The 18,919-nt window shown below is 69.0% G+C and carries 15 protein-coding genes, 1 tRNA gene and 2 rRNA genes (1 of these 18 only partly in view); 10 read left to right on the plus strand and 8 right to left on the minus strand.

Annotated elements, in window-relative coordinates:
- From AC3WRV_RS06145 to AC3WRV_RS06165, 5 genes are all read left to right on the plus strand, one after another.
- Nucleotides 1-1,278: ribosomal RNA gene (locus AC3WRV_RS06145) — 23S ribosomal RNA — on the plus strand; it begins 1,508 nt to the left of the window's first position.
- 67 nt (nucleotides 1,279-1,345) lie between these two features.
- A 5S ribosomal RNA gene (gene rrf, locus AC3WRV_RS06150) occupies nucleotides 1,346-1,460 on the plus strand.
- Between the two features lie 85 nt (nucleotides 1,461-1,545).
- Nucleotides 1,546-1,622: transfer RNA gene (locus AC3WRV_RS06155), tRNA-Met, on the plus strand.
- Between the two features lie 274 nt (nucleotides 1,623-1,896).
- Nucleotides 1,897-2,271, plus strand: a complete 375-nt coding sequence (locus AC3WRV_RS06160) for a BlaI/MecI/CopY family transcriptional regulator (protein WP_492312536.1) — start codon at nucleotides 1,897-1,899, stop codon at nucleotides 2,269-2,271.
- A complete protein-coding gene (locus tag AC3WRV_RS06165) occupies nucleotides 2,268-3,995 on the plus strand; it encodes a M56 family metallopeptidase (RefSeq protein ID WP_492312537.1) in 1,728 nt (575 codons plus the stop codon). Before AC3WRV_RS06160 ends, AC3WRV_RS06165 begins: the two co-directional genes overlap by 4 nt.
- A 54-nt stretch (nucleotides 3,996-4,049) precedes the next feature.
- On the opposite strand, the gene ileS is transcribed toward AC3WRV_RS06165, so the two are convergent.
- On the minus strand, nucleotides 4,050-6,965 hold the full coding sequence (gene ileS / locus AC3WRV_RS06170; protein ID WP_492312538.1) for an isoleucine--tRNA ligase: 2,916 nt from the start codon (nucleotides 6,963-6,965) through the stop codon (nucleotides 4,050-4,052).
- Nucleotides 6,966-7,173: 208 nt separating this feature from the next.
- Between ileS and AC3WRV_RS06175 the strand changes: the two genes are divergently transcribed.
- Together AC3WRV_RS06175 and AC3WRV_RS06180 are read left to right on the plus strand one after the other, a co-directional pair.
- A complete protein-coding gene (locus AC3WRV_RS06175; RefSeq protein WP_291838060.1) occupies nucleotides 7,174-7,416 on the plus strand; it encodes a hypothetical protein in 243 nt (80 codons plus the stop codon).
- Nucleotides 7,394-8,032: an ATPase gene (locus AC3WRV_RS06180; RefSeq protein ID WP_492312539.1), complete on the plus strand. Its 639-nt coding sequence runs from the start codon at nucleotides 7,394-7,396 to the stop codon at nucleotides 8,030-8,032. Before AC3WRV_RS06175 ends, AC3WRV_RS06180 begins: the two co-directional genes overlap by 23 nt.
- Here the strand turns inward: AC3WRV_RS06180 and AC3WRV_RS06185 are convergent.
- The 4 genes from AC3WRV_RS06185 to AC3WRV_RS06200 are packed head-to-tail and all read right to left on the minus strand — an operon-like array spanning nucleotide 8,017 to nucleotide 11,672.
- Nucleotides 8,017-8,955, minus strand: coding sequence for a bifunctional riboflavin kinase/FAD synthetase (locus AC3WRV_RS06185; protein WP_492312724.1), 939 nt, complete (start codon nucleotides 8,953-8,955; stop codon nucleotides 8,017-8,019). The genes AC3WRV_RS06180 and AC3WRV_RS06185 overlap by 16 nt on opposite strands.
- Entirely contained in the window at nucleotides 8,955-9,416 is a 462-nt protein-coding gene (locus AC3WRV_RS06190) for a MaoC family dehydratase (protein WP_291838053.1), read from the minus strand. Before AC3WRV_RS06190 ends, AC3WRV_RS06185 begins: the two co-directional genes overlap by 1 nt.
- A 38-nt stretch (nucleotides 9,417-9,454) precedes the next feature.
- A complete protein-coding gene (locus AC3WRV_RS06195; protein WP_492312540.1) occupies nucleotides 9,455-10,324 on the minus strand; it encodes a TIGR01459 family HAD-type hydrolase in 870 nt (289 codons plus the stop codon).
- Between the two features lie 49 nt (nucleotides 10,325-10,373).
- Complete coding sequence (locus AC3WRV_RS06200; RefSeq protein ID WP_492312725.1) at nucleotides 10,374-11,672, minus strand: metal-dependent hydrolase family protein; 1,299 nt, start codon at nucleotides 11,670-11,672, stop codon at nucleotides 10,374-10,376.
- Between the two features lie 143 nt (nucleotides 11,673-11,815).
- Between AC3WRV_RS06200 and AC3WRV_RS06205 the strand changes: the two genes are divergently transcribed.
- Nucleotides 11,816-12,538 (plus strand): murein L,D-transpeptidase catalytic domain family protein, encoded by a 723-nt coding sequence (locus AC3WRV_RS06205; protein WP_291835744.1) that lies wholly within the window; start codon nucleotides 11,816-11,818, stop codon nucleotides 12,536-12,538.
- A gap of 12 nt (nucleotides 12,539-12,550) precedes the next feature.
- Here the strand turns inward: AC3WRV_RS06205 and purD are convergent, their stop codons facing one another.
- Genes purD through AC3WRV_RS06220 form a run of 3 tightly spaced genes read right to left on the minus strand, consistent with a single transcriptional unit; the run spans nucleotide 12,551 to nucleotide 14,512 of the window.
- The gene (gene purD / locus AC3WRV_RS06210) at nucleotides 12,551-13,825 is read right to left on the minus strand and encodes a phosphoribosylamine--glycine ligase (protein WP_291835741.1); all 1,275 of its coding nucleotides are present in this window, start codon (nucleotides 13,823-13,825) and stop codon (nucleotides 12,551-12,553) included.
- 58 nt (nucleotides 13,826-13,883) lie between these two features.
- Entirely contained in the window at nucleotides 13,884-14,327 is a 444-nt protein-coding gene (locus AC3WRV_RS06215) for a hypothetical protein (protein WP_492312541.1), read from the minus strand.
- A gap of 17 nt (nucleotides 14,328-14,344) precedes the next feature.
- Nucleotides 14,345-14,512 carry a hypothetical protein gene (locus AC3WRV_RS06220; protein WP_291835750.1) on the minus strand — a complete coding sequence of 56 codons (168 nt, stop codon included), beginning with the start codon at nucleotides 14,510-14,512 and terminating at the stop codon, nucleotides 14,345-14,347.
- 88 nt (nucleotides 14,513-14,600) lie between these two features.
- Here AC3WRV_RS06220 and AC3WRV_RS06225 point away from each other — a divergent pair, with 88 nt between their 5' ends.
- Together AC3WRV_RS06225 and xseA are read left to right on the plus strand one after the other, a co-directional pair.
- On the plus strand, nucleotides 14,601-17,246 hold the full coding sequence (locus AC3WRV_RS06225) for a TonB-dependent receptor plug domain-containing protein (RefSeq protein WP_492312542.1): 2,646 nt from the start codon (nucleotides 14,601-14,603) through the stop codon (nucleotides 17,244-17,246).
- Nucleotides 17,247-17,282: 36 nt separating this feature from the next.
- The gene (gene xseA / locus AC3WRV_RS06230; protein WP_492312543.1) at nucleotides 17,283-18,761 is read left to right on the plus strand and encodes an exodeoxyribonuclease VII large subunit; all 1,479 of its coding nucleotides are present in this window, start codon (nucleotides 17,283-17,285) and stop codon (nucleotides 18,759-18,761) included.
- Nucleotides 18,762-18,919: the final 158 nt, after the last annotated feature.

Consider the following 18,919-nt stretch of genomic DNA (forward strand, 5'->3'; position numbering starts at 1 on the left):
AATAACTCTAGCAGAGACCGTACCCGAAACCGACACAGGTGGTCAGGTAGAGCATACCAAGGCGCTTGAGAGAACTGTGCTGAAGGAACTCGGCAAATTGCACGCGTAACTTCGGAATAAGCGTGACTCACCTAGCGCAAGCTAGACTGAGTGGCACAAGCCAGGGGGTAGCGACTGTTTAGCAAAAACACAGGGCTCTGCGAAGCAGCAATGCGACGTATAGGGTCTGACGCCTGCCCGGTGCCTGAAGGTTAAAGGGAGATGTGAAAGCGTCGAACTGAAGCCCAGGTAAACGGCGGCCGTAACTATAACGGTCCTAAGGTAGCGAAATTCCTTGTCGGGTAAGTTCCGACCTGCACGAATGGCGTAACGACTTCCCCACTGTCTCCAGCACAGGCTCAGTGAAATTGAATTCCCCGTGAAGATGCGGGGTTCCCGCGGTCAGACGGAAAGACCCTATGAACCTTTACTATAGCTTCGCCTTGGCGTTAGCGACCGTATGTGTAGGATAGGTGGGAGACTATGAAGCCGGGGCGCCAGCTCTGGTGGAGTCATCCTTGAAATACCACCCTTACTGTCGTTGACGTCTAACCGAGGGCCGTTATCCGGTCCCGGGACATGGCGTGGTGGGTAGTTTGACTGGGGCGGTCGCCTCCTAAAGTGTAACGGAGGCGCGCGATGGTGGGCTCAGACCGGTCGGAAATCGGTCGTCGAGTGCAATGGCATAAGCCCGCCTGACTGCGAGACTGACAAGTCGAGCAGAGACGAAAGTCGGCCATAGTGATCCGGTGGTCCCGCGTGGAAGGGCCATCGCTCAACGGATAAAAGGTACTCTAGGGATAACAGGCTGATTTTGCCCAAGAGTCCATATCGACGGCAAAGTTTGGCACCTCGATGTCGGCTCATCACATCCTGGGGCTGGAGCAGGTCCCAAGGGTATGGCTGTTCGCCATTTAAAGTGGTACGTGAGCTGGGTTCAGAACGTCGTGAGACAGTTTGGTCCCTATCTGCCGTGGGTGTTCGAAGCTTGAGAGGATCTGTCCCTAGTACGAGAGGACCGGGATGGACATACCTCTGGTGGACCTGTCGTGGCGCCAGCTGCGCAGCAGGGTAGCTATGTATGGAATAGATAACCGCTGAAAGCATCTAAGCGGGAAACTAACCTCAAAACAAGGCTTCGCTGAGGATCGTGGAAGACTACCACGTTGATAGGCCAGGTGTGGAAGTGGGGCGACCCATGAAGCTTACTGGTACTAATAATCCGATCGGCTTGATCGTTTCTCAGCAAAACTCATTCGATTTTTTGACAATGTCTTCTTCGCAATCCTTCTATCCGCCTGGTTGACCTGGTGGCTATGTCGGAGGTTCCCCACCCGATCCCATTCCGAACTCGGTCGTTAAGCCCTCCAGAGCCGATGGTACTTCGTCTTAAGGCGCGGGAGAGTAGGTCGCCGCCGGGTCTACCAGTCGGATAGAATGATTGCTTTATGTCGCCGTTATCGGCGCGTCTTCTCGAACGTCTCTTCCTTCATTTCTACCGTTTGCCGCGGGATGGAGCAGCCCGGTAGCTCGTCAGGCTCATAACCTGAAGGTCGTAGGTTCAAATCCTACTCCCGCACCCAAGCTTTTAAGCCGTTAGATCAATCGTCTAACGGCTTTTTGCTGTCCGGAATCCCGACGCCGGCCGGCTGCGGGCGCCTCCAGATCCGGTTTCGCGCGCCGTTCGTCCGCTGCAACGCCTTTCTCAAAGCCCCGCCCGGTCCCGCCGGCGGGGCTTTTCTGCGTTGAGCCCCGTGCTGGCCCGGCGCCTGTCGCCGAGTTCATCCGGCCGCCCCGATCCTGACGCAATTCGCTACAAATGTAGCGCTACACATGTAGCGATCCGGAGGCGCTGTGATGATCGAAACCCTTCCCAGACGTGAGCGAGAGGTGTTCGAGACCCTGTGCCGGCTGGAGCAGGCCACCACGGGCGCGGTCCGCGCGGCCCTGGCCGATCCGCTCAGCGATTCCGCCGTCCGCACATTACTGGCCCGGCTGGAGGCCAAGGGCCTGGTCGTGCGCGAGGCGGGGGAGGGCGGCGTCGCCTATCGCCCGGCGCCCGCGCCCGAGGCCCTGGCCACCGGCGCCCTGCACCGGATGGTCGACACCTTCTTCGCCGGCTCGGCCGCCAGCGCCGCCACCGCGCTGCTGGGCCTGACCCGGGCCCTGAAGCCGGATGAGATCGCGGCCTTGAGGCGCGCCATCGACGACGCCGGGGAGCGCGACGCATGACTGTCGTCCTCATCCTCGAACTGCTGGTCAAATCGGGCGTCATCGCCGGCGCCGGCCTGTTGCTGGCGGCCGCCCTGCGCGAACGTCCGGCCACCGAAGGCGTCGATCTGCTGCGCGTCACGGTCCTGCTGCTGCTGGCCCTGCCGGTGCTGATGCTGCTGACGCCGGATCTGGCCCTGCCGCTGCTGCCCGGCGCCGCCGCGCCGGAGGCGACGCTCGCCCCCATGCCGCTCTGGGCCGGGGAAGTGGGCCCGGTGGCGGGGGTGTCCCTGTCCACCTCCCTGGTCGAGCCGTCGCCCGGCCTGCTCCTCTCCTGGGTCTGGGCCGCCGGCGCCGCCCTTGTCGCGGGCCGCTTCGCCCTGGGCCTGTGGACCCTGATGACCTGGACGCGCGCCGGGCGACCGGTGACGTCCCCCCTGTGGACCGCGCCGCTGGAGCGCATCGCCGCGCGCTTTCGCCCCCGCCTGCTGGCGTCGTCCGCCGTGGCCGCGCCGCTGAGCTGGGGTCTGCCGCCCGGCGTGGTGCTGATCGGCGACGATCATGTGGCCCGGCCGGAGTGCGCGCGCGCCGTCCTGGCCCACGAACTGGCCCACATCCGTCGCCGCGACTGGCTGTTCCTGCTGCTGTCCCGCTGCGCCCTGGCCCTGTTCTGGTTCAACCCGCTGGTCTGGTGGCTGCACGCCGAACTGGCCGCGCGGACCGAGGACGCCGCCGACGCCGAGGCCCTGAAGGTTCTGGATCCGGGCGCCTACGCCCGCACGCTCGTCGGCCTCGCCGCCGATTTCGGTCAGCCCGCCGCCCTCGGCATGACCGGCCCCGCCCGCTCTCTCTCCAAAAGGATCGCCCGCATCATGAAGACCCGCCGCTCCCTGCCTGCCCGTCCCCTGGTCCTGGCCCTGACGGTCGGCGCCCTGGTCGCCGTCGCCACCCCGCTGGCCGCCGTCGAACTGACGCAACAGGCCGCTCCGCCGCCGCCCCCCAGCGCCCCCCGCCATGCGCCGAAGGCTCCTCCAGCGCCCCCGGCCCCGCGTTCGGCCATGAACTGGGTGGCGCCGCCCGCGCCGCCTGCGCCTCCGGCTCCGCCTTCAGCTGTGGAATGGACCGCGCCGCCCGCGCCGCCGGCCCCGCCGGCGCCTCCGCCTCCGCCCCGGGCGCCCCGGTTCCAGACCTCGCAGGTCTACTGGACCGAGAACGCCGATCCGGAGACCCGCCGTCTGGCCGACCAGGCGAGGGAACAGGCTGCGCAAGCCAGGGAGCAGGCCACCCAGGCCCGTGAGCAGGCCGTCCAGGCGCGAGCCGATGCGGCCCGGGTCCGGGCCCAGGCCGCCCAGGTGCGCGCCGAAGCCGCCGCCATTTCCCGCTCCGACGTGCGCCGACAGGCGGAACAGGCGCGAGCCCTGGGCGAAGCGGCGCGTGTCGAGGCCCGCCACGCCGAGGCCCAGGCCGCGGTCGCCCGCCGCGAAGCCGGGCGCGCCATGGCCCAGGCCCGTGTCGAAATGGCCCGCGGCGCTGACGAGATGGAGCGCGGCGCGCAGCAGATGCGTGAGGAATCGCGCCGCCTGCGCGACCCGGCCTATCGCGCGCAGGTGATCGAGCGGCAACGCGTCGCCGGCCACCCGGTCACGGATGAGGACCTGCGCGCCCTGTCGCCGAAGCTCGCCCGTCAGGCCGAGGAGTTGGCCGCCCAGTCCGTTCAACTGCGCAATCAGTCCCGGGAAGGCTGACGGCCGGTCTGAATGGAAAGACGGCCCCGTCCGGGATCGGGCGGGGCCGTTTTGTTATGAGCGCTGGGCGTCCCACCAGCGGACCGCGTCCGCGTCGCGGGCGCTGAGATCCGGGTAGTCCGGATCGGAGCCGACGTCGGGCACCCGCCGCCACGAGCGGGCGCATTTGGGATGGTCGGCCAGCTTGACCTCGACCGAGATCGCCTCGCCGCCGTGGACCAGTTCGGCGCCCGAGGTCCGGAAGACCTCCGCGGCGTCCAGCTCGGCGAACGCCGCGAAGGCGCCGGCGGGACCGGTCACGACCGGCCAGGCGTCCAGCGCCCCGCCGATGACCTTCTCGCGCCGCGCGGCTTCCAGCGCCTCGTTGACGACCTCGAGCACGCCCTGGACGCCGGCCCAGCGGTCGGCTTCCTGCGGGTTGTTCCACTCCGCCGGCGTCTCCGGGATGACCCGCGCGCAGTTGGAGCCGCCCTCGGGGAAGCGCGTGGTCCAGGCTTCTTCCATCGTGAACGGCGTCAGCGGGGCCAGCCAGGCCGTCAGGCGCGCGAAGACCTCGTCCATCACCGTGCGGGCGGCGCGGCGGCGGATCGCATCGGGGCGGTCGCAGTACAGGCTGTCCTTGCGGACGTCGAAATACAGGGCCGACAGGTCGTTGGAGCAGAATTCCAGCACCGGGCGAACGACGTCCTGGAAGCGGTATTCGGCGTAGGCGGCGCGGACCTGGCCATCCAGCTCATGCAGGCGGTGGAGGATGAATTTCTCCAGCGGCGGCATCTCGGCGTAGGGCAGGCGTTCGCTTTCGTCGAAGTCGGCCAGGGCGCCCAACAGATAGCGCACCGTGTTGCGCAGCTTGCGATAGGCGTCGACCGTGGTCTGCAGGATCTGCTTCCCGATCCGCTGGTCCTCGGCATAGTCCACCAGCGCCACCCACAGGCGCAGGATGTCGGCGCCCGACTCCTTGATCACGGTCGCCGGGTCCACGGTGTTGCCCTTGGACTTGGACATCTTCTCCCCGTTCTCATCCTGGGTGAAACCATGGGTGAGAACAGCGTCATAGGGGGCGCGGCCGCGGGTGCCGGAGCCTTCGAGCAGGTTGGACTGGAACCAGCCGCGGTGCTGGTCCGAGCCTTCCAGATACAGGTCCGCGGGCCAGTGCGAGGGGCGATCGCCGACATAGCCGTGGGCCGGATCGCGGGCCTCCAGCGTGAAGGCGTGGGTGCAGCCCGAGTCGAACCAGACATCCAGGATGTCCTCGATCTTCTCGTACTTGGCCGGGTCGTTGACGCCCAGGAAGTCGGCGTCGGGCGTCTCGAACCAGGCGTCGGCACCGCCCTTGCTGACCGCGGCCAGGATGCGGGCGTCGACCTCCGCATCGACCAGCGGCTGGCCGGTCTGCTTGTCCACGAACATCGCCAGGGGCGTGCCCCAGGCGCGCTGTCGGCTGATCAGCCAGTCGGGACGGCCCTCGACCATCGACCGGATGCGGTTCTTGCCCGCCGCCGGGTGGAAGGCGGTGGCGTCGATCGCGGCCAGCGCCCGCTCGCGCAGGGTGCCGTCGTCTTCCAGCGGGGCGTCCATGCGGATGAACCACTGCGGCGTATTGCGGAAGATGACCGGCGCGCGCGAACGCCAGCTGTGCGGATAGGAATGCTCCATCCGGCCGCGGGCCAGCAGGGTCCCGGCCTCGATCAGCTTGTCCATCACCGCGCCGTTGGCGGGGCCGAACTTGCCGGTCTTCTTGCCCTCGGTCTCCAGCACCTTCAGGCCCGCGAACAGGGGCACGTGGTCATAGTAGGCGCCGTCCGGATCAACCGTGTCCGGCACCTCGTGATGGCCGTGGGCCTTCCAGACCTCGAAGTCGTCGGCGCCGTGGCCCGGGGCGGTGTGGACGAAGCCCGTGCCGGCGTCGTCGGTGACGTGGTCGCCGGCCAGCAGCGGCACGGCGAAGCCATAGCCGGGCGACAGGGCCGCCAGCGGATGGGCGCACTCCAGGCCCGACGGGTTCAGGTCGTCGACGCGGGTCCAGGCGGCGATCTTCGCGGCCTTGAACACGTCCTCGGCCAGCTTGTCAGCCAGGATCAGGCGGTCGCCCGGCTTGGCCCAGGGCTCGAACTCCAGGCCTTCCTCCATCGCCGTGACCTCGTACAGGCCATAGGCGATCTCGGGGCCATAGCTGATGGCGCGGTTGGCGGGGATGGTCCACGGCGTCGTGGTCCAGATCACGACGGACGGGGTCGCGTGGCGGAACGACAGCAGGTCGTCCGGATGATCGTCCGTGGCGCCGGTGACCGGGAATTTGACCCAGACCATCGGGCTGACGTGGTCGTGGTATTCGATCTCGGCGTCGGCCAGGGCCGTGCGCTCGACCGGCGACCACATGACGGGCTTGGAGCCGCGATACAGCTGGCCCGAGTTCTTGAACTTGTGGAACTCGGCGACGATGGCCGCCTCGGTGGCGAAGTCCATGGTGGCGTAGCGGTTGTCCCAGTCGCCGGTTATGCCCAGGCGCTTGAACTGCTCGCGCTGCACGTCGATCCAGCCGGCGGCGTATTCGCGGCAGGCGGCGCGGAACTCGGCCTTGGAGACCTCGTCCTTGCGGCGGCCCTTGGCGCGGTACTGTTCCTCGATCTTCCACTCGATCGGCAGGCCGTGGCAGTCCCAGCCGGGGACGTAGTCGACGTCGTTGCCCAGCAGGAACCGGCTGCGGACGACGAAGTCCTTCAGCGTCTTGTTCAGGGCGTGGCCGATGTGGATGTCGCCGTTGGCGTAGGGCGGGCCGTCGTGCAGCACATACAGCGGCGCGCCCTCGGCCTGACGCTGCTTGCGCAGGGCGGCGTAGAGGTCGCCCCATTGCGCGATGATCTGCGGTTCCTTCTGGGGCAGGCCGCCGCGCATGGGGAAGGGCGTCTCCGGCAGGAAGACGGTTTCGCGGTAATCGCGGCCGGAGGGGGTGTCGGTGGCGTCAGCCATGAAGTCTCGTTTCGTCGTGTGTGATCGTTCGCGTTGGTTTCGAAGTCCCGACGTGCGCGGGGCAAAAGCCCTGCGGCGCTACGCCGGGCGGCTAATCGAAATGGGGCGAAACACGCGGACGGTCATGGTGCTAGCGGTCTAGCAGGGGCGTTGGTCGGGCGCCAGCGGGAGCCTTGCCAAGAGTCCCTGCGGGGCCGATATTCAATCCATGACCGACATCACCCTGCAGCGATCCGCCAAGGGCAAGCGCGCCGGCAAGAAGCCGAAGGGCGTCACCCTGCGTCGGGTGACGACATCCGAAGGCGACAAGGTCACGATCCGCGCGGTCGATGCTCACAGCCCGACCTTCGGCGAGGACTTCCTGTACGTCTTCAGCAAGAACGTCGAGGCGGCGCGGCGCGAGAACAAGCGGGTAATCGGCTCCGCCGATGGCGTCAAGAAGCCCGCCTAGGTCGCCTTCGCTCTGGATCATCGCCGGGCCCAACGGCTCCGGAAAGAGCAGCGCCTATGGCATGGCGGCGGTCAATGAACCGTCGGGCTCGATCTGGATCATCAATCCCGACGAACTGGCCAGGCGGATCGCCGAGCAGGAAGACCTGCTGCTTCAGCCGGCTAACCTGGAGGCGGTTCGGCGCATTGAATCATGGCTGTTCACCTCGCTGGACGCTTACCAGACCATCGGCGTCGAAACGGTGCTTTCGACCGACAAGTACCGGCGGCTGGTCGAACATGCCCGGAAACGGGGTTTCAGCGTCAGCCTGATCTACGTCTTCCTCGAGACCGCCGAGCTGAACGTCGAGCGGGTGGCGACACGGGTTCGCAAGGGCGGCCATGCCGTGCCGGAGGACAAGATCCGGGGGCGCCGGGACCGCTCTTTCGCGCAGTTCGGCTGGTTCTTCGATGCGGCGGACACGGTCGATGTCTACGACAACTCCGGCGCGCGACCCCAGCGGGTCATGACCAAGCGCGGCGACGAGGTGACGGTCTATGATGACCTTCCGGACGGGATGCTGGCTTCACTGGAGCAGGTGATGCCGGGCTTCGGGGCCATCTACGAGGGCGACTGAGCCAGCGCCGTTCGCGCATTTGCAGCGTCTTGCCCGATCTGGACTTTCAGCGCGTCCAGTCCGTCGAACTTCATCTCGCCGCGCAGGAAGGCGACCAGTTCGGTCTCGACCGTCTGGCCGTAGAGGTCCTCGCTGAAGTCGAACAGCCAGACCTCCAGCAGGGGATCGTCGGTCGGATACATCGGCCGCACGCCCAGGTTGGCGACGCCGTCGATCACCCGCCCGTCCGGCAGACGGGTCCGGGTCGCATAGACCCCGTAGGCCGGGCGCATGTAGTCGCCCATGGCGATGTTGGCGGTCGGTATGCCGATGGTCCGGCCCCGCTTGTCGCCGTGGATCACCTCGCCGGCGATGGCGAAGGGGCGGCCCAGGATGGCGGCGGCGCGGGCCATGTCGCCGGCCTTCAGCGCCTCGCGCACGGCCGAGGACGACAGTTTCAGCCCGTCGGCGTCGTCCAGCCGCTCGGCGACGGAGACGGTGAAGCCCGCCGTCTCGCCGTAGCGGCGCAGGGCGTCGGGCGAGCCGGTGCGGCCCTTGCCGAAGGTGAAGTCGAAACCGACGGCGGCGTGCCTGATCCCGATGCCGTCGCCCAGCACGTCGCGGGCGAATTGTTCGTCAGTCATGGCCGCCATCTCGCCGTCGAAGGGCAGGAGATAGAGGCGATCGACTCCCAGGGACTCCAGCGCCCGGGCCATCTGGTCGGGCGTCATCAGGCGGAAGGGGGCGGCGTCGGGCTGGAACCAGCGGCGCGGATGCGGATCGAAGCTGACGACGGCCAGGGGAACGCCCAGACGGGCGGCGGCCTCGCGGGCGTCGGCGATGACGGCCTGATGCCCGCGGTGAACGCCGTCGAAGGCGCCGATGGCGACCGCCGCCCCCCGTTGCTCCGGGGGCAGGCCGCGCCAGCCGCGGACGACCTGGATCAACGCGCGGACGGCTTGCGGCGGCGCGGCACGCGAACCATGGCGATGCCGTCCATGATCAGCTTGCCTTCGACGAAGCCCTCGCAGTTCAGCTCGACCCGCGCGCTTTCCTGATCGACCGACAGCACGGTGATGCGGATCAGGACGGTGTCGTCGATGCGGACCGGCAGATGGAAGGCCAGGGTCTGGGAAATATAGATCGCGCCGGCGCCGGGCAGGATGGTGCCGACCACCGCCGAGCCGAACGAGGCCGACAGCAGGCCATGGGCGATGCGGCCGCGATAGGCGGTCCTGGAGGCGAAGGCCTCGTCCAGGTGGACCGGATTGAAGTCATCCGACGCCTCGGCGAACAGGCGGATCCGCTCCTCGGTGACGTGGATCACCTTTTCGGCGGCCATGCCCGCGTGAAGCTCCTCGAGGATGTAGCCGCCCGAGGGATGTTTCTGAACCAGATCAACCATGAGGGGGTGTTAGCGCCCGTGCGACAGAATGACCATCCTCACCACGCGAGATCGAGCATGGCGTGGCGCGCATATGTCGTTTCAGCCTTCAACAGGGCGGCGGCGCGGTCGGGGTCGAGGCGTCCGTCCGGTCCCTTGGCCTGATCGCCGTGGATGCCCTGGGCGATGAACAGGCAATCCAGCGCCTGTTTGTTGGCCCCGAGGACGTCGGTCACGACGCCGTCGCCGATGCACAGCACGCGCGAGCGATCGACCGGCTTGCCCAGCAGGGTCGCGGCTTCGTGCAGGGCCAGGTCGTAGATCGGGCCGAACGGCTTGCCCGCCATGGTCACGCGCCCGCCGAGGCTTTCGTACAGGTCCGCCAGCGAGCCGGCGCAATAGATCAGCCGGTCGCCGCGCTGAACCACCCGGTCCGGGTTGGCGCAGATCATCTCCAGATCCTGCGCGGCGGCGGCGGTCAGGCGCTCGCGATAGTCCTCCGGCGTCTCCACCTCGTCGTCATAGGGCCCGGTGACGGAGATGAAGGCGGCGCCCGAGGCGTCGGCGACGGTCTGGAGGCCCAGGCCTTCATACAGGGGGGCGTCTCGCTCGGGGCCGATCAGCCAGGCCGGGCCGGGCGCGCGTTTGGCCAGTTCGGCGCGGGTGGCGTCGCCCGAGGTGACGACGGCCTTCCAGCTGTCGCGCGGCACGCCCAGCGCGTCCATCTGGCTGACCACGCCCGGGCCGGGGCGGGGCGAGTTGGAGATCAGGACGACGTGCCCGCCCTCGCGGTTGAAGCGGGTCAGGGCCTCGCAGGCGGCGGGCCAGCTTTCGCGGCCGTTGTGGATCACGCCCCAGACGTCGCAGAGCAGGATGTCGTAGTCCCCGGCGATCTCGCCGAGGCCGGAAAGGGCGTGCGGAAGGGTCATGCGCCCGAGATAGCGGTTCGGGGGCGCCGGGTGAAGGGCAGGGTAGCCCCTAGTCCTCGCGGTGGACCGTCCCGCCCTTCATCACGAAGCCGACGCGCTGCAGCGCGGTCACATCGTCCAGCGGGTCGCCGCTGACGGCGATCAGGTCGGCCGGCATGCCCGGCGCGATCCGTCCCGCCTCGCCGGAGATGCGCAGGTGGGCGGCGGCGTTGACGGTCGCCGTCTGGATCGCCTCCAGCGGCGTCAGTCCGGCGCGGACCAGCAGGACGAATTCGCCGGCGTTGTCGCCGTGCGCGGAGACGCCGCTGTCGGTGCCGAAGGCGATGCGGACGCCGCCCTCATGCGCCCGGCGCGCCATGTCCAGCATCAGCGGCCCGGCCTGCAGGGCCTTGGCGGTCTGGGCCGGGGTGAAGAAGTTGTCGGGACCCGAGGCGATGCGGGCCACGAAGTCGCCGGCCATCAGGGTGGGCACCAGATAGACGCCGTCGCGGCGCATCAGCCGGATCGACTCGGCGTCCAGATAGGTGCCGTGCTCGATCGAGTCGCCGCCGGCGCGCAGGAAGCTGTTGATCCCGTCTCCGCCGTGGGCGTGCGCCGTGACCTGGCGGCCCATGCGGTGCGCGGAGTCGACGATGGCGGCCAGTTCCTCGTCCGAGAACTGCTGGCCCAGGCCGGCGGCGGTGTTGGACAGCACCCCGCCCGTGGCCGTGATCTTGATGATGTCGGCGCCGGCCCGCACCTGCAGCCGCACCGCGCGCATGCAGTCCTCGGGGCCGGAACAGATGTTCTCCCCGGTGAACAGATGCATGATGTCCTCGCGGTAGCCGTTGACGTCGCCATGGCCGCCATGGATCGACACCGCCGCGCCCGAGGCGATGATCCGCGGGCCCGGCACGTCGCCGCGGGCCACAGCGCCGCGCAGGGCGAAGATGGCTTCGTTGGTCGCGCCCAGATCGGCCACGGTGGTGAAGCCGGCCAGGAGGGTGCGGCGGGCGTAGCGGGCGCCGACCATGGCCTCGTCCGCGCTGGACTGGGTCACCCCCTCCAGCCGTGAATTCGGGTTCTGCTGACCGGTCAGATGCACGTGGCTGTCGATCAGTCCGGGCAGGACGAAATCATCCCTCAGATCGACGATCCTCCCTTCGCCGACGAAGCCGTCGCGGATTTCGACGACCTGGTTCCCTCTGATCACGAGAGTTTTATCGCGTTGCACAATCCCCGTGGACGGATCGGCCAGAAGTCGCCCCACTTGAACGAACGTGGTTCCCGCCTCTGGCGAAACGGACGTGGTCGCGGGTGTTTGCGCGGCGACGCTTGTGGCCACACATGCGGCGAGCGCCGCCAGCATCAACGTGATCGACTTCACGAAATCCTCCCTTGGTCCCCGGATCACCATACCCGTCCCCGGCCATCCTCCAAGGCTCAGGTTGCTAACCTCGGTCGCTTTTGAAACAACCCGTCACTTCCTGTGAAACGTGCGAGGGGCGTCGCATGCGGCTAGCAAGACGTGGATTCATTCTGGGCGGCGCCGCCCTCCTGTCGGGTTGCGCCTCAGCGGCGGCGACCCGGCCGACCGGCGTCTTCACACCGCTGACGACCGCACAGGCCGTTCCGGTCCAGACTCCGCGCATTGCCGTCGCTCCGGCCGAGCCTGAGGCCATCACGGCCCATCTGAACTCCACCCGCCTGCTGGATCCGCGGGGCCAGGTCCGTCCCGAGCTGATGCAGCGCGCCCTGGCCGCGCTCGACATCCACGATCACAAGATCACCCAGCGCGACCGCATGTATCTGGTCGACTTCACCAAATTCTCGGGCGAAGAGCGCCTCTACGAGGTCGATCTCGAGGGCGGCGCCGTCACCCTGATGCGCACCTGCCACGGCCGCGGGTCCGATCCGGACCACTCCGGCTACGCCCGCAGCTTCTCCAACACCCCGGAAAGCTTCAAGTCCTCGGTCGGCGCCTACGCCACCGCCGGCGCCGGCTGGGGCGCCCAGCAGGGCCCGAACGTCCTGCTGGACGGGCTGGAGTACACCAACAACAACGCCCGCGAGCGCGCCATCATCATCCACGGCGCCGACTACGCCGACCCGGCCTTCCTGGCCCGCGAAGGCAAGCTGGGCCGCTCCTACGGCTGTTTCTCGGTGGCCCACACCGACCTGCCGCGCCTGCGGGACCGCATGGGCGAAGGCCGCCTGCTGTTCGCCTGGGCTTAAGCGCCGGGCTGCTTATTCCCGTTCCAGCGCCCGCCAGCCGATGTCGGTGCGGTTGAAGCCGCCGGGCCAGTCGATCTTCTTGATCGCGGCGTAGGCGCGTTCCCGGGCCTGGGCGATGTCCTTGCCGCGGGCGCAGATGTTCAGCACCCGGCCGCCGGCGGCGACCAGCTGGCCGTCTTCCTGACGACGGGTTCCGGCGTGGAAGACCTGCACATGCGGGCCGAAGTCCTGCTCGGCGCCGCGGATGATCGACCCCTCGACCGGGCTGTCGGGGTAGCCCTGCGCCGCCATGACCACGCAGATCACCGTCTCGGGCAGGAACTCGGGCGGCGGCGTCCGGCTCAGGTCGCCGCGCGCGCAGGCCAGCAGCACCGGCACGATGTCGCCGGCCAGCCGCATCATCAGCACCTGGCATTCCGGATCGCCGAAACGGGCGTTGAACTCGACGACCTTGGGGCCCTCGTCGGTGGCCATCAGGCCGGCGTACAGCACGCCGCGATAGGGCATGCCCTCGGCCGCCATCCCGGCGATCACCGGGGCGACGACGTCGCGCTCGGCGGCCTCGACCAGTTCGGGGGTGAAGACCGGAGCCGGGGAATAGGCGCCCATGCCGCCCGTGTTCGGACCCAGATCGCCGTCATAGGCGCGCTTGTGGTCCTGGGCCCCGCCCAGCAGGACATAGTGGCGGCCATCGGACAGGGCGAACAGCGAGCCCTCTTCGCCGGCCATGAACTCCTCGATGACGACGCGGGCCCCGGCCTGGCCGAAGCGGCCGCCCAGCATCCATTCAATCTCGCGCTCCGCCTCGCGCTTGGTCGGCGAGATGGCCACGCCCTTGCCCGCCGCCAGGCCGTCGGCCTTGATGACGTAGGGGGGCTTGAACACCGTCAGGGCCTGCCGGGCCTCGTGCAGCCGCTCATAGACGCCGAAGCCCGCGGTCGGGATTTCGTGGCGTTCCATGAAGGCCTTGGAGAAGGCCTTTGAGGTTTCCAGCTGCGCCGCCTTGGCCGTCGGCCCGAAGCAGGGGATGCCCGCCGCGTTCAGTCGGTCGGCCAGACCCTTCTCCAGCGCGCTCTCGGGGCCGACCACGACCAGATCGGCGCGAATCTCGCGCGCCAGGGCCGCCAGCTGGTCGGCGTCCGTCACCTTGACCGGGCGCAGTTCGCCCAGCTTTTCCATGCCCGGATTGCCGGGCGCGATAACCAGCCGCTTCACCAGCGGTGACTGGGCGATCTTCCACGCCAGGGCGTGCTCGCGCCCGCCTGATCCGACCAGCAGGATATTCATGCCCGCGCAATGACCGCACCTGCGAAGGCGGTCAAGTCACGAGCGGCGCCAAACGACCTTAACCGGCCGGCGGAGGCGTCCATTCGGGCAGCGCGGCCAGCTGCGCGGCGCTCAGAGTGGTGGTCAAATTTTTCTCGGTTCCGTTGGCGTGGGCGATCGGGCTGATGTCGGCGATCGGCAGGGCCACCTTGCGGTCGCCTGGCCCTTCCAGCTCGACCACCACCTGCGTCAGCGCGCCCGAGGCGTCCAGAACCAGGGTTTCGATATCGCCCAGGTCGGTGAAGTTCGCAGACACCAGATCGGCGTCCTCAAGCTCCTTGCGGGTCATGCCGAAGGCGAGGGCGGCGGTGGTCTGGGCGGTCTGGGCGCGGGTCTCGGTGACGGGCGCGGGCGCGGCGCCCGGGGCGGGGGCCTGAACCACGTCGTCGGTGGTGTTGTCGGAGCAGGCGGCGACGGCCAGCAGGCTCACGGCGGCGGCGCTCAGAAGGGCGGTGCGGATCATCGGAACTCTCCTCGGGATCAAAGCAGGGCGGATACGACGTAGACCAGCCCGCCCAACATCAAGATGCCGCCTAGGATCACCCACGGGCTGACGGCGGGCGTGTCGCTCCGCTCGCGCAGGCCGCGTTCGCGCGGCGTCTCGTCTCCAGGATCGGTATCGGGCGGGTCGGCGGGCATGATCCGCAAACGACCCACACCTGAACGGCGTTCCCCCTGCCGTGGCGTCAAGCTTCACCCTGTCCCTTGCGGCCAAGGCGACCTAAACCGCCCGACCATGTTCGATTCCCTTCGTACCGACCGCCGCTTCGCCCTCCTCGCCGGAGCCGCATTCTGCGCCCTGGCCAGCGCCGCCCAAGCCCAGACCGCGCCCCAGACCGCGCCGGACTCGCTGGACGAGGTCGTCGTCACCGGCTCGCGCCTGTCGGGGGCCCAAAAGCTGGCTCCGGTCGAGATCCTGGACCATCGGACGCTGGACCGAGCGGGCGTCACCGACGCGGCCCAGGTGCTTCAGCTGCTGACCGCCAACTCCGGCTCCGAAGCGCGCGTGGACCAGCTGAACCAGCCGCAGAGCTCCGGCACGGCCCAGTTCAACCTGCGCAACCTCGGTCTCGGCTCGACCCTGGTGCTGGTCGACGGCCTGCGCTGGACCTCCAGCGCTGCCGTGGCCGCCGACGGCTCGAACTTCGTCGACATCAACAGCCTCGTGCCCCTGATCGCGCTGCGGCGCATCGAGACGTTCAAGGACGGCGCCTCGGCCCTCTACGGCTCCGACGCCGTGGCCGGGGTGGTCAACTTCATCACCCGCGACGGCGTGGACCAGCCCGAGCTGCGGGTCCGGTACGGTTTCATGGACGGGGCGGACGAGACCCTGATCGAGGCGTTGGGCGGCCTGCGGGTCGCGGGCGGGGACCTGACGCTGGCGGCATCGCATCTGCATCGGTCGGCGCTTGGCTCGGACGAACGCGCCTTCACCCAGGCCCAGACCTATGGCCGCGCCGCATGGACGGCCGTGACCAGCTACGGCCAGCCCGGCTCCTACTTCCGGCCCAGCACGAACGCCTATGCGCCGGATCCGAACTGCACCAATCCCGCCTTCACCCACGCCTTCCGCAACAGTCCGACCGACGCCTTCTGCCGCCTCGACTATTCGGACTTCTTCGACCTGTCGCCGGAAGAGACCCGCACCCAGCTGTTCGCCGGATGGCGCCGCACGGTGGGCGCGGTGGATGTCCGGCTGCAGGCCGCCTGGTCCTCGACCGAGACCATCGCGCGTCAGAGCCCGTCCCTGCCCATCCTGGCCCGCAGCCTGACCGTGCCGGCCTCCCATCCGGACAATCCGTTCGGCGAGGCGGTGCAGTTCCGGGGGCGTCTGCTGGGCGCCGAGGCCGGGGCGTCCCAGGCCGAGTTCGACTACCGGACCTGGCGTCTGGCGGGCGGCCTGGCCGGGCGCTTCGCGAGCGGCTGGACCTGGGACCTGTCGGCGACCTCCAGCCGCCAGCACATCGCCTATGACAAGCCCGACGTGATCGGCACGGCCCTGCAGAACGCCCTGAACGGCCTGGGCGGCGCGGGCTGCAATCCGGCGACGGGAACGCCCGGCGCCGGACCTTGCCGGTACTTCAACCCGTTCGGCAGCGCCTACCTGCGCACCGGTTCGGCCAATGACCCCACGCTGGTCGCAGGGCTGATCGGCTCGACCGGCCTGCGCGGCGCGGCCACCCTGACCACCGTCGACGCCCAGACGAGCGGCCGGGCCCTGAACTGGACCGGCGGCGGGGCCGACCTGGCTTTCGGCGTGCAGTATCGCCGCAGCGGCCTGCGCCACGACTGGAGCGATCTGGTCAATGCGGGCGAGCTGCTGACGGCAGGCTATTCGCCCGACTTCGACGGCGACCAGGAAGTCTTTTCGGCCTTCGCGGAGGCCCGCATCCGCCTCGGCGACGCCATCGAGGCCCAGCTGGCCGCCCGGCAGGAGGTCTATGACGGCGGCGAGAGCGCGCTGAGCCCCCGCGTGGCCGTGCGCTGGGATGTCGCCGACGCCCTGACCCTGCGCGCCTCCTGGGGACAGGGCTTCCGCAACCCGTCCGTCTATGCGCTGGCCGGCGCCCAGGCGTCGCAGCCGTCCGTCTTTGATCGCGGCGCCTTCGTCTTCGTCAACACCCTGACCATCGGCGACCCCGATCTGAAGCCCGAGGAATCCGAGACCCTGACGGCGGGGGCGGTCTGGACGCCCCTTCGCGGCCTGCAAATCGGCCTCGACGCCTGGCGGATCGACTACACCAACCTGATCGTCAAGGAATCCGCCCAGGCCGTCATCGACCGCGCGACGGCGGATGATCTGGCGGGCCTGACAGGCACGGCGGCGCAGGCCCGCGTCACCCGCGCGCCGGGCGGCGCCCTGACCTTCGTCGACCTGCGCTTCGCCAACGCCTCCTCCATCGAGACCCAGGGGCTGGATCTCTCGGCCCGCTATGAACGCGACCTGTTCGACGGCCGCTTCTCGGCCTCGGCGACGTGGACGTACGTGAACCGCTACGACATCCGCCTGGCGCCCGGCGCGCCGACCACCTCGGGCCTGGGCTCGACCAATCTGAACACCCTCGCGCGGTCGATGCCGCAGGACCGGGGCGAGTTCGCCCTCGGCTGGTCGGGGCCGAGCGACACCATCACCGTCCTGGCCCACTACACCGGCGGCTATCGCAATGACCGCAGCGGCATCACCGATCCGACCATCGATCACTGGACCACGGTGGACCTGCAGTACGTGCGGGCCCTCTCTTCGGCCTTGGACCTCTCGCTGGGCGTCATGAACGTGGCGGATTCCGACCCGCCGCTGGCCCAGTTCGCGCTCGGCTACGATCCGATCGCCGCCGATCCCCGCGGTCGGGTGATCAGCATCGGCCTGACGAAGCGGTTCTGAGTTTCGCCCGGCTCCGCGCCTCGCTAGGCTGACGCCATGACCGACGACTACGTCTTCGAAGGCCCGGCGGACGAACCGCAGGCGCCGCGCGACAACAATCCGCCCCAGACGGTCTCGGAACTGTCGTTCGCCCTGAAGCGCACGCTGGAGGACCGGTTCGGCCATGTCCGCCTGCGCGGCGAGATCTCCAAGGTGAACCACCACGCCTCGGGCCACGTCTATCTGACGCTCAAGGACGACAAGGCCGCCATCGACGGCGTGATCTGGAAGGGCTCGGTCCGGGGCCTCGGCGTACGGCCCGAGTCGGGGCTGGAGGTCATCGTCACCGGCAAGATCACCAGCTATCCGGCCCGCTCGTCGTACCAGATCGTCATCGAGAGCATGGAGGCCGCCGGCGCCGGCGCCCTCCTGGCCCAGCTGGAGCGGCTGAAGACTAGGCTGGCCGGCGAGGGGCTGTTCGAGGCCGCGCGCAAGAAGTCCATCCCCGCCTTCCCGGCCACGGTCGGCGTCATCACCAGCCCGACCGGCGCGGTGATCCGCGACATCCTGCACCGCATCGCCGAGCGCTGGCCGTGCCGCGTCATCGTCTGGCCGGTGGTGGTCCAGGGCGACGCCGCGGCGGGCCAGGTCGCCAACGCCATTCGCGGCTTCGATGCGATGACGCCTGACGGCCCCGTTCCGCGTCCCGACGTGGTCATCGTCGCGCGGGGCGGCGGCTCGGTCGAGGACCTGTGGTGCTTCAACGACGAGGGGCTGGCCCGCACGGTCGCCGCCGCCTCCATCCCGATCATCTCGGCCGTCGGGCACGAAACCGACACCACCCTGATCGACTTCGTCTCGGACCGCCGCGCGCCGACGCCGACCGGCGCCGCCGAGATCGCCACCCCGGTGCTGGCCGACCTGCAGTACGCCGTGGCCGATTTCGAGCGCCGCCTAGCCCGCGCCGGGGGACGGTTGCTGGAAGACCGCCGCACCCGCTTGCGCGCCGCCGCCCGCGGCCTGCCGGCCCGGCCCGAGGACCTGCTGGCCCTGCCGCAGCAGCGGCTGGATCACGCCGGAAGCCGCCTCGGCTCGGCCCTCCATCGCAATGTCGCGGTGCACGAACGGCAGTACGCCTCGGTTTCAGCCCGCCTGTCGCGGGGGCTGCTGGATCGCGCCACCGAGCGGCGCCGGGATCGCCTGACCGCCGTCGCCGGGCGGTTCGATCCGCTGCTGCCGCGCCGGCTTGAGCGGGATGAGACCCGGCTGGCCGCCCTGTCGCGGGCGCTGGCGACCCTTGATCCGAAGCGGCCCAAGCCCGGCTTCGCCCGTGTGGAGGATGCAGAGGGGGCCATGATCGCCTCCGCGGCCGGGCTGCACGACGGTCAGGCCGTGCGTCTAGTCTTCGCCGACGGATCGAAGGGCGCGCGGATAGAGGGGGAGGGGGCCTCCCCGTCTCCGGCGCTCGTGGAGCCCAAACCGCGCCCGGCGGCGAAGCCCAAGCCCGCCGCTCCGGGGCAGGGCGATCTGTTCTAGCCGTGTCTCCAGCGCTCCGGCCGGGATGACCGGTGGAGCGGAGCCTCGGATCACCCCCACGCCCAGATTCGACGCATCCCCCTGCTAGGGTGCCGGTCCTCGGATCTTTGACAATCAACACGCCCGACGCTCCGGTTGAGCCCGTTCGATTTCCCCCG

It is taken from the genome of Brevundimonas sp. EU05-FHT14B11 (assembly GCF_058790835.1).

Coding starts and splice junctions, on each gene's coding strand:
- xseA (WP_492312543.1), top strand. CDS start 17,283: ATGACCGACGACTACGTCTTCGAAGGCCCGGCGGACGAACCGCAGGCG.
- AC3WRV_RS06215 (WP_492312541.1), bottom strand. CDS start 14,327: ATGATCCGCACCGCCCTTCTGAGCGCCGCCGCCGTGAGCCTGCTGGCC.
- AC3WRV_RS06205 (WP_291835744.1), top strand. CDS start 11,816: ATGCGGCTAGCAAGACGTGGATTCATTCTGGGCGGCGCCGCCCTCCTG.
- AC3WRV_RS06180 (WP_492312539.1), top strand. CDS start 7,394: ATGGCGTCAAGAAGCCCGCCTAGGTCGCCTTCGCTCTGGATCATCGCC.
- AC3WRV_RS06165 (WP_492312537.1), top strand. CDS start 2,268: ATGACTGTCGTCCTCATCCTCGAACTGCTGGTCAAATCGGGCGTCATC.
- AC3WRV_RS06225 (WP_492312542.1), top strand. CDS start 14,601: ATGTTCGATTCCCTTCGTACCGACCGCCGCTTCGCCCTCCTCGCCGGA.
- AC3WRV_RS06175 (WP_291838060.1), top strand. CDS start 7,174: ATGACCGACATCACCCTGCAGCGATCCGCCAAGGGCAAGCGCGCCGGC.
- AC3WRV_RS06160 (WP_492312536.1), top strand. CDS start 1,897: ATGATCGAAACCCTTCCCAGACGTGAGCGAGAGGTGTTCGAGACCCTG.
- ileS (WP_492312538.1), bottom strand. CDS start 6,965: ATGGCTGACGCCACCGACACCCCCTCCGGCCGCGATTACCGCGAAACC.
- AC3WRV_RS06195 (WP_492312540.1), bottom strand. CDS start 10,324: ATGACCCTTCCGCACGCCCTTTCCGGCCTCGGCGAGATCGCCGGGGAC.
- purD (WP_291835741.1), bottom strand. CDS start 13,825: ATGAATATCCTGCTGGTCGGATCAGGCGGGCGCGAGCACGCCCTGGCG.
- AC3WRV_RS06190 (WP_291838053.1), bottom strand. CDS start 9,416: ATGGTTGATCTGGTTCAGAAACATCCCTCGGGCGGCTACATCCTCGAG.
- AC3WRV_RS06200 (WP_492312725.1), bottom strand. CDS start 11,672: ATGCTGGCGGCGCTCGCCGCATGTGTGGCCACAAGCGTCGCCGCGCAA.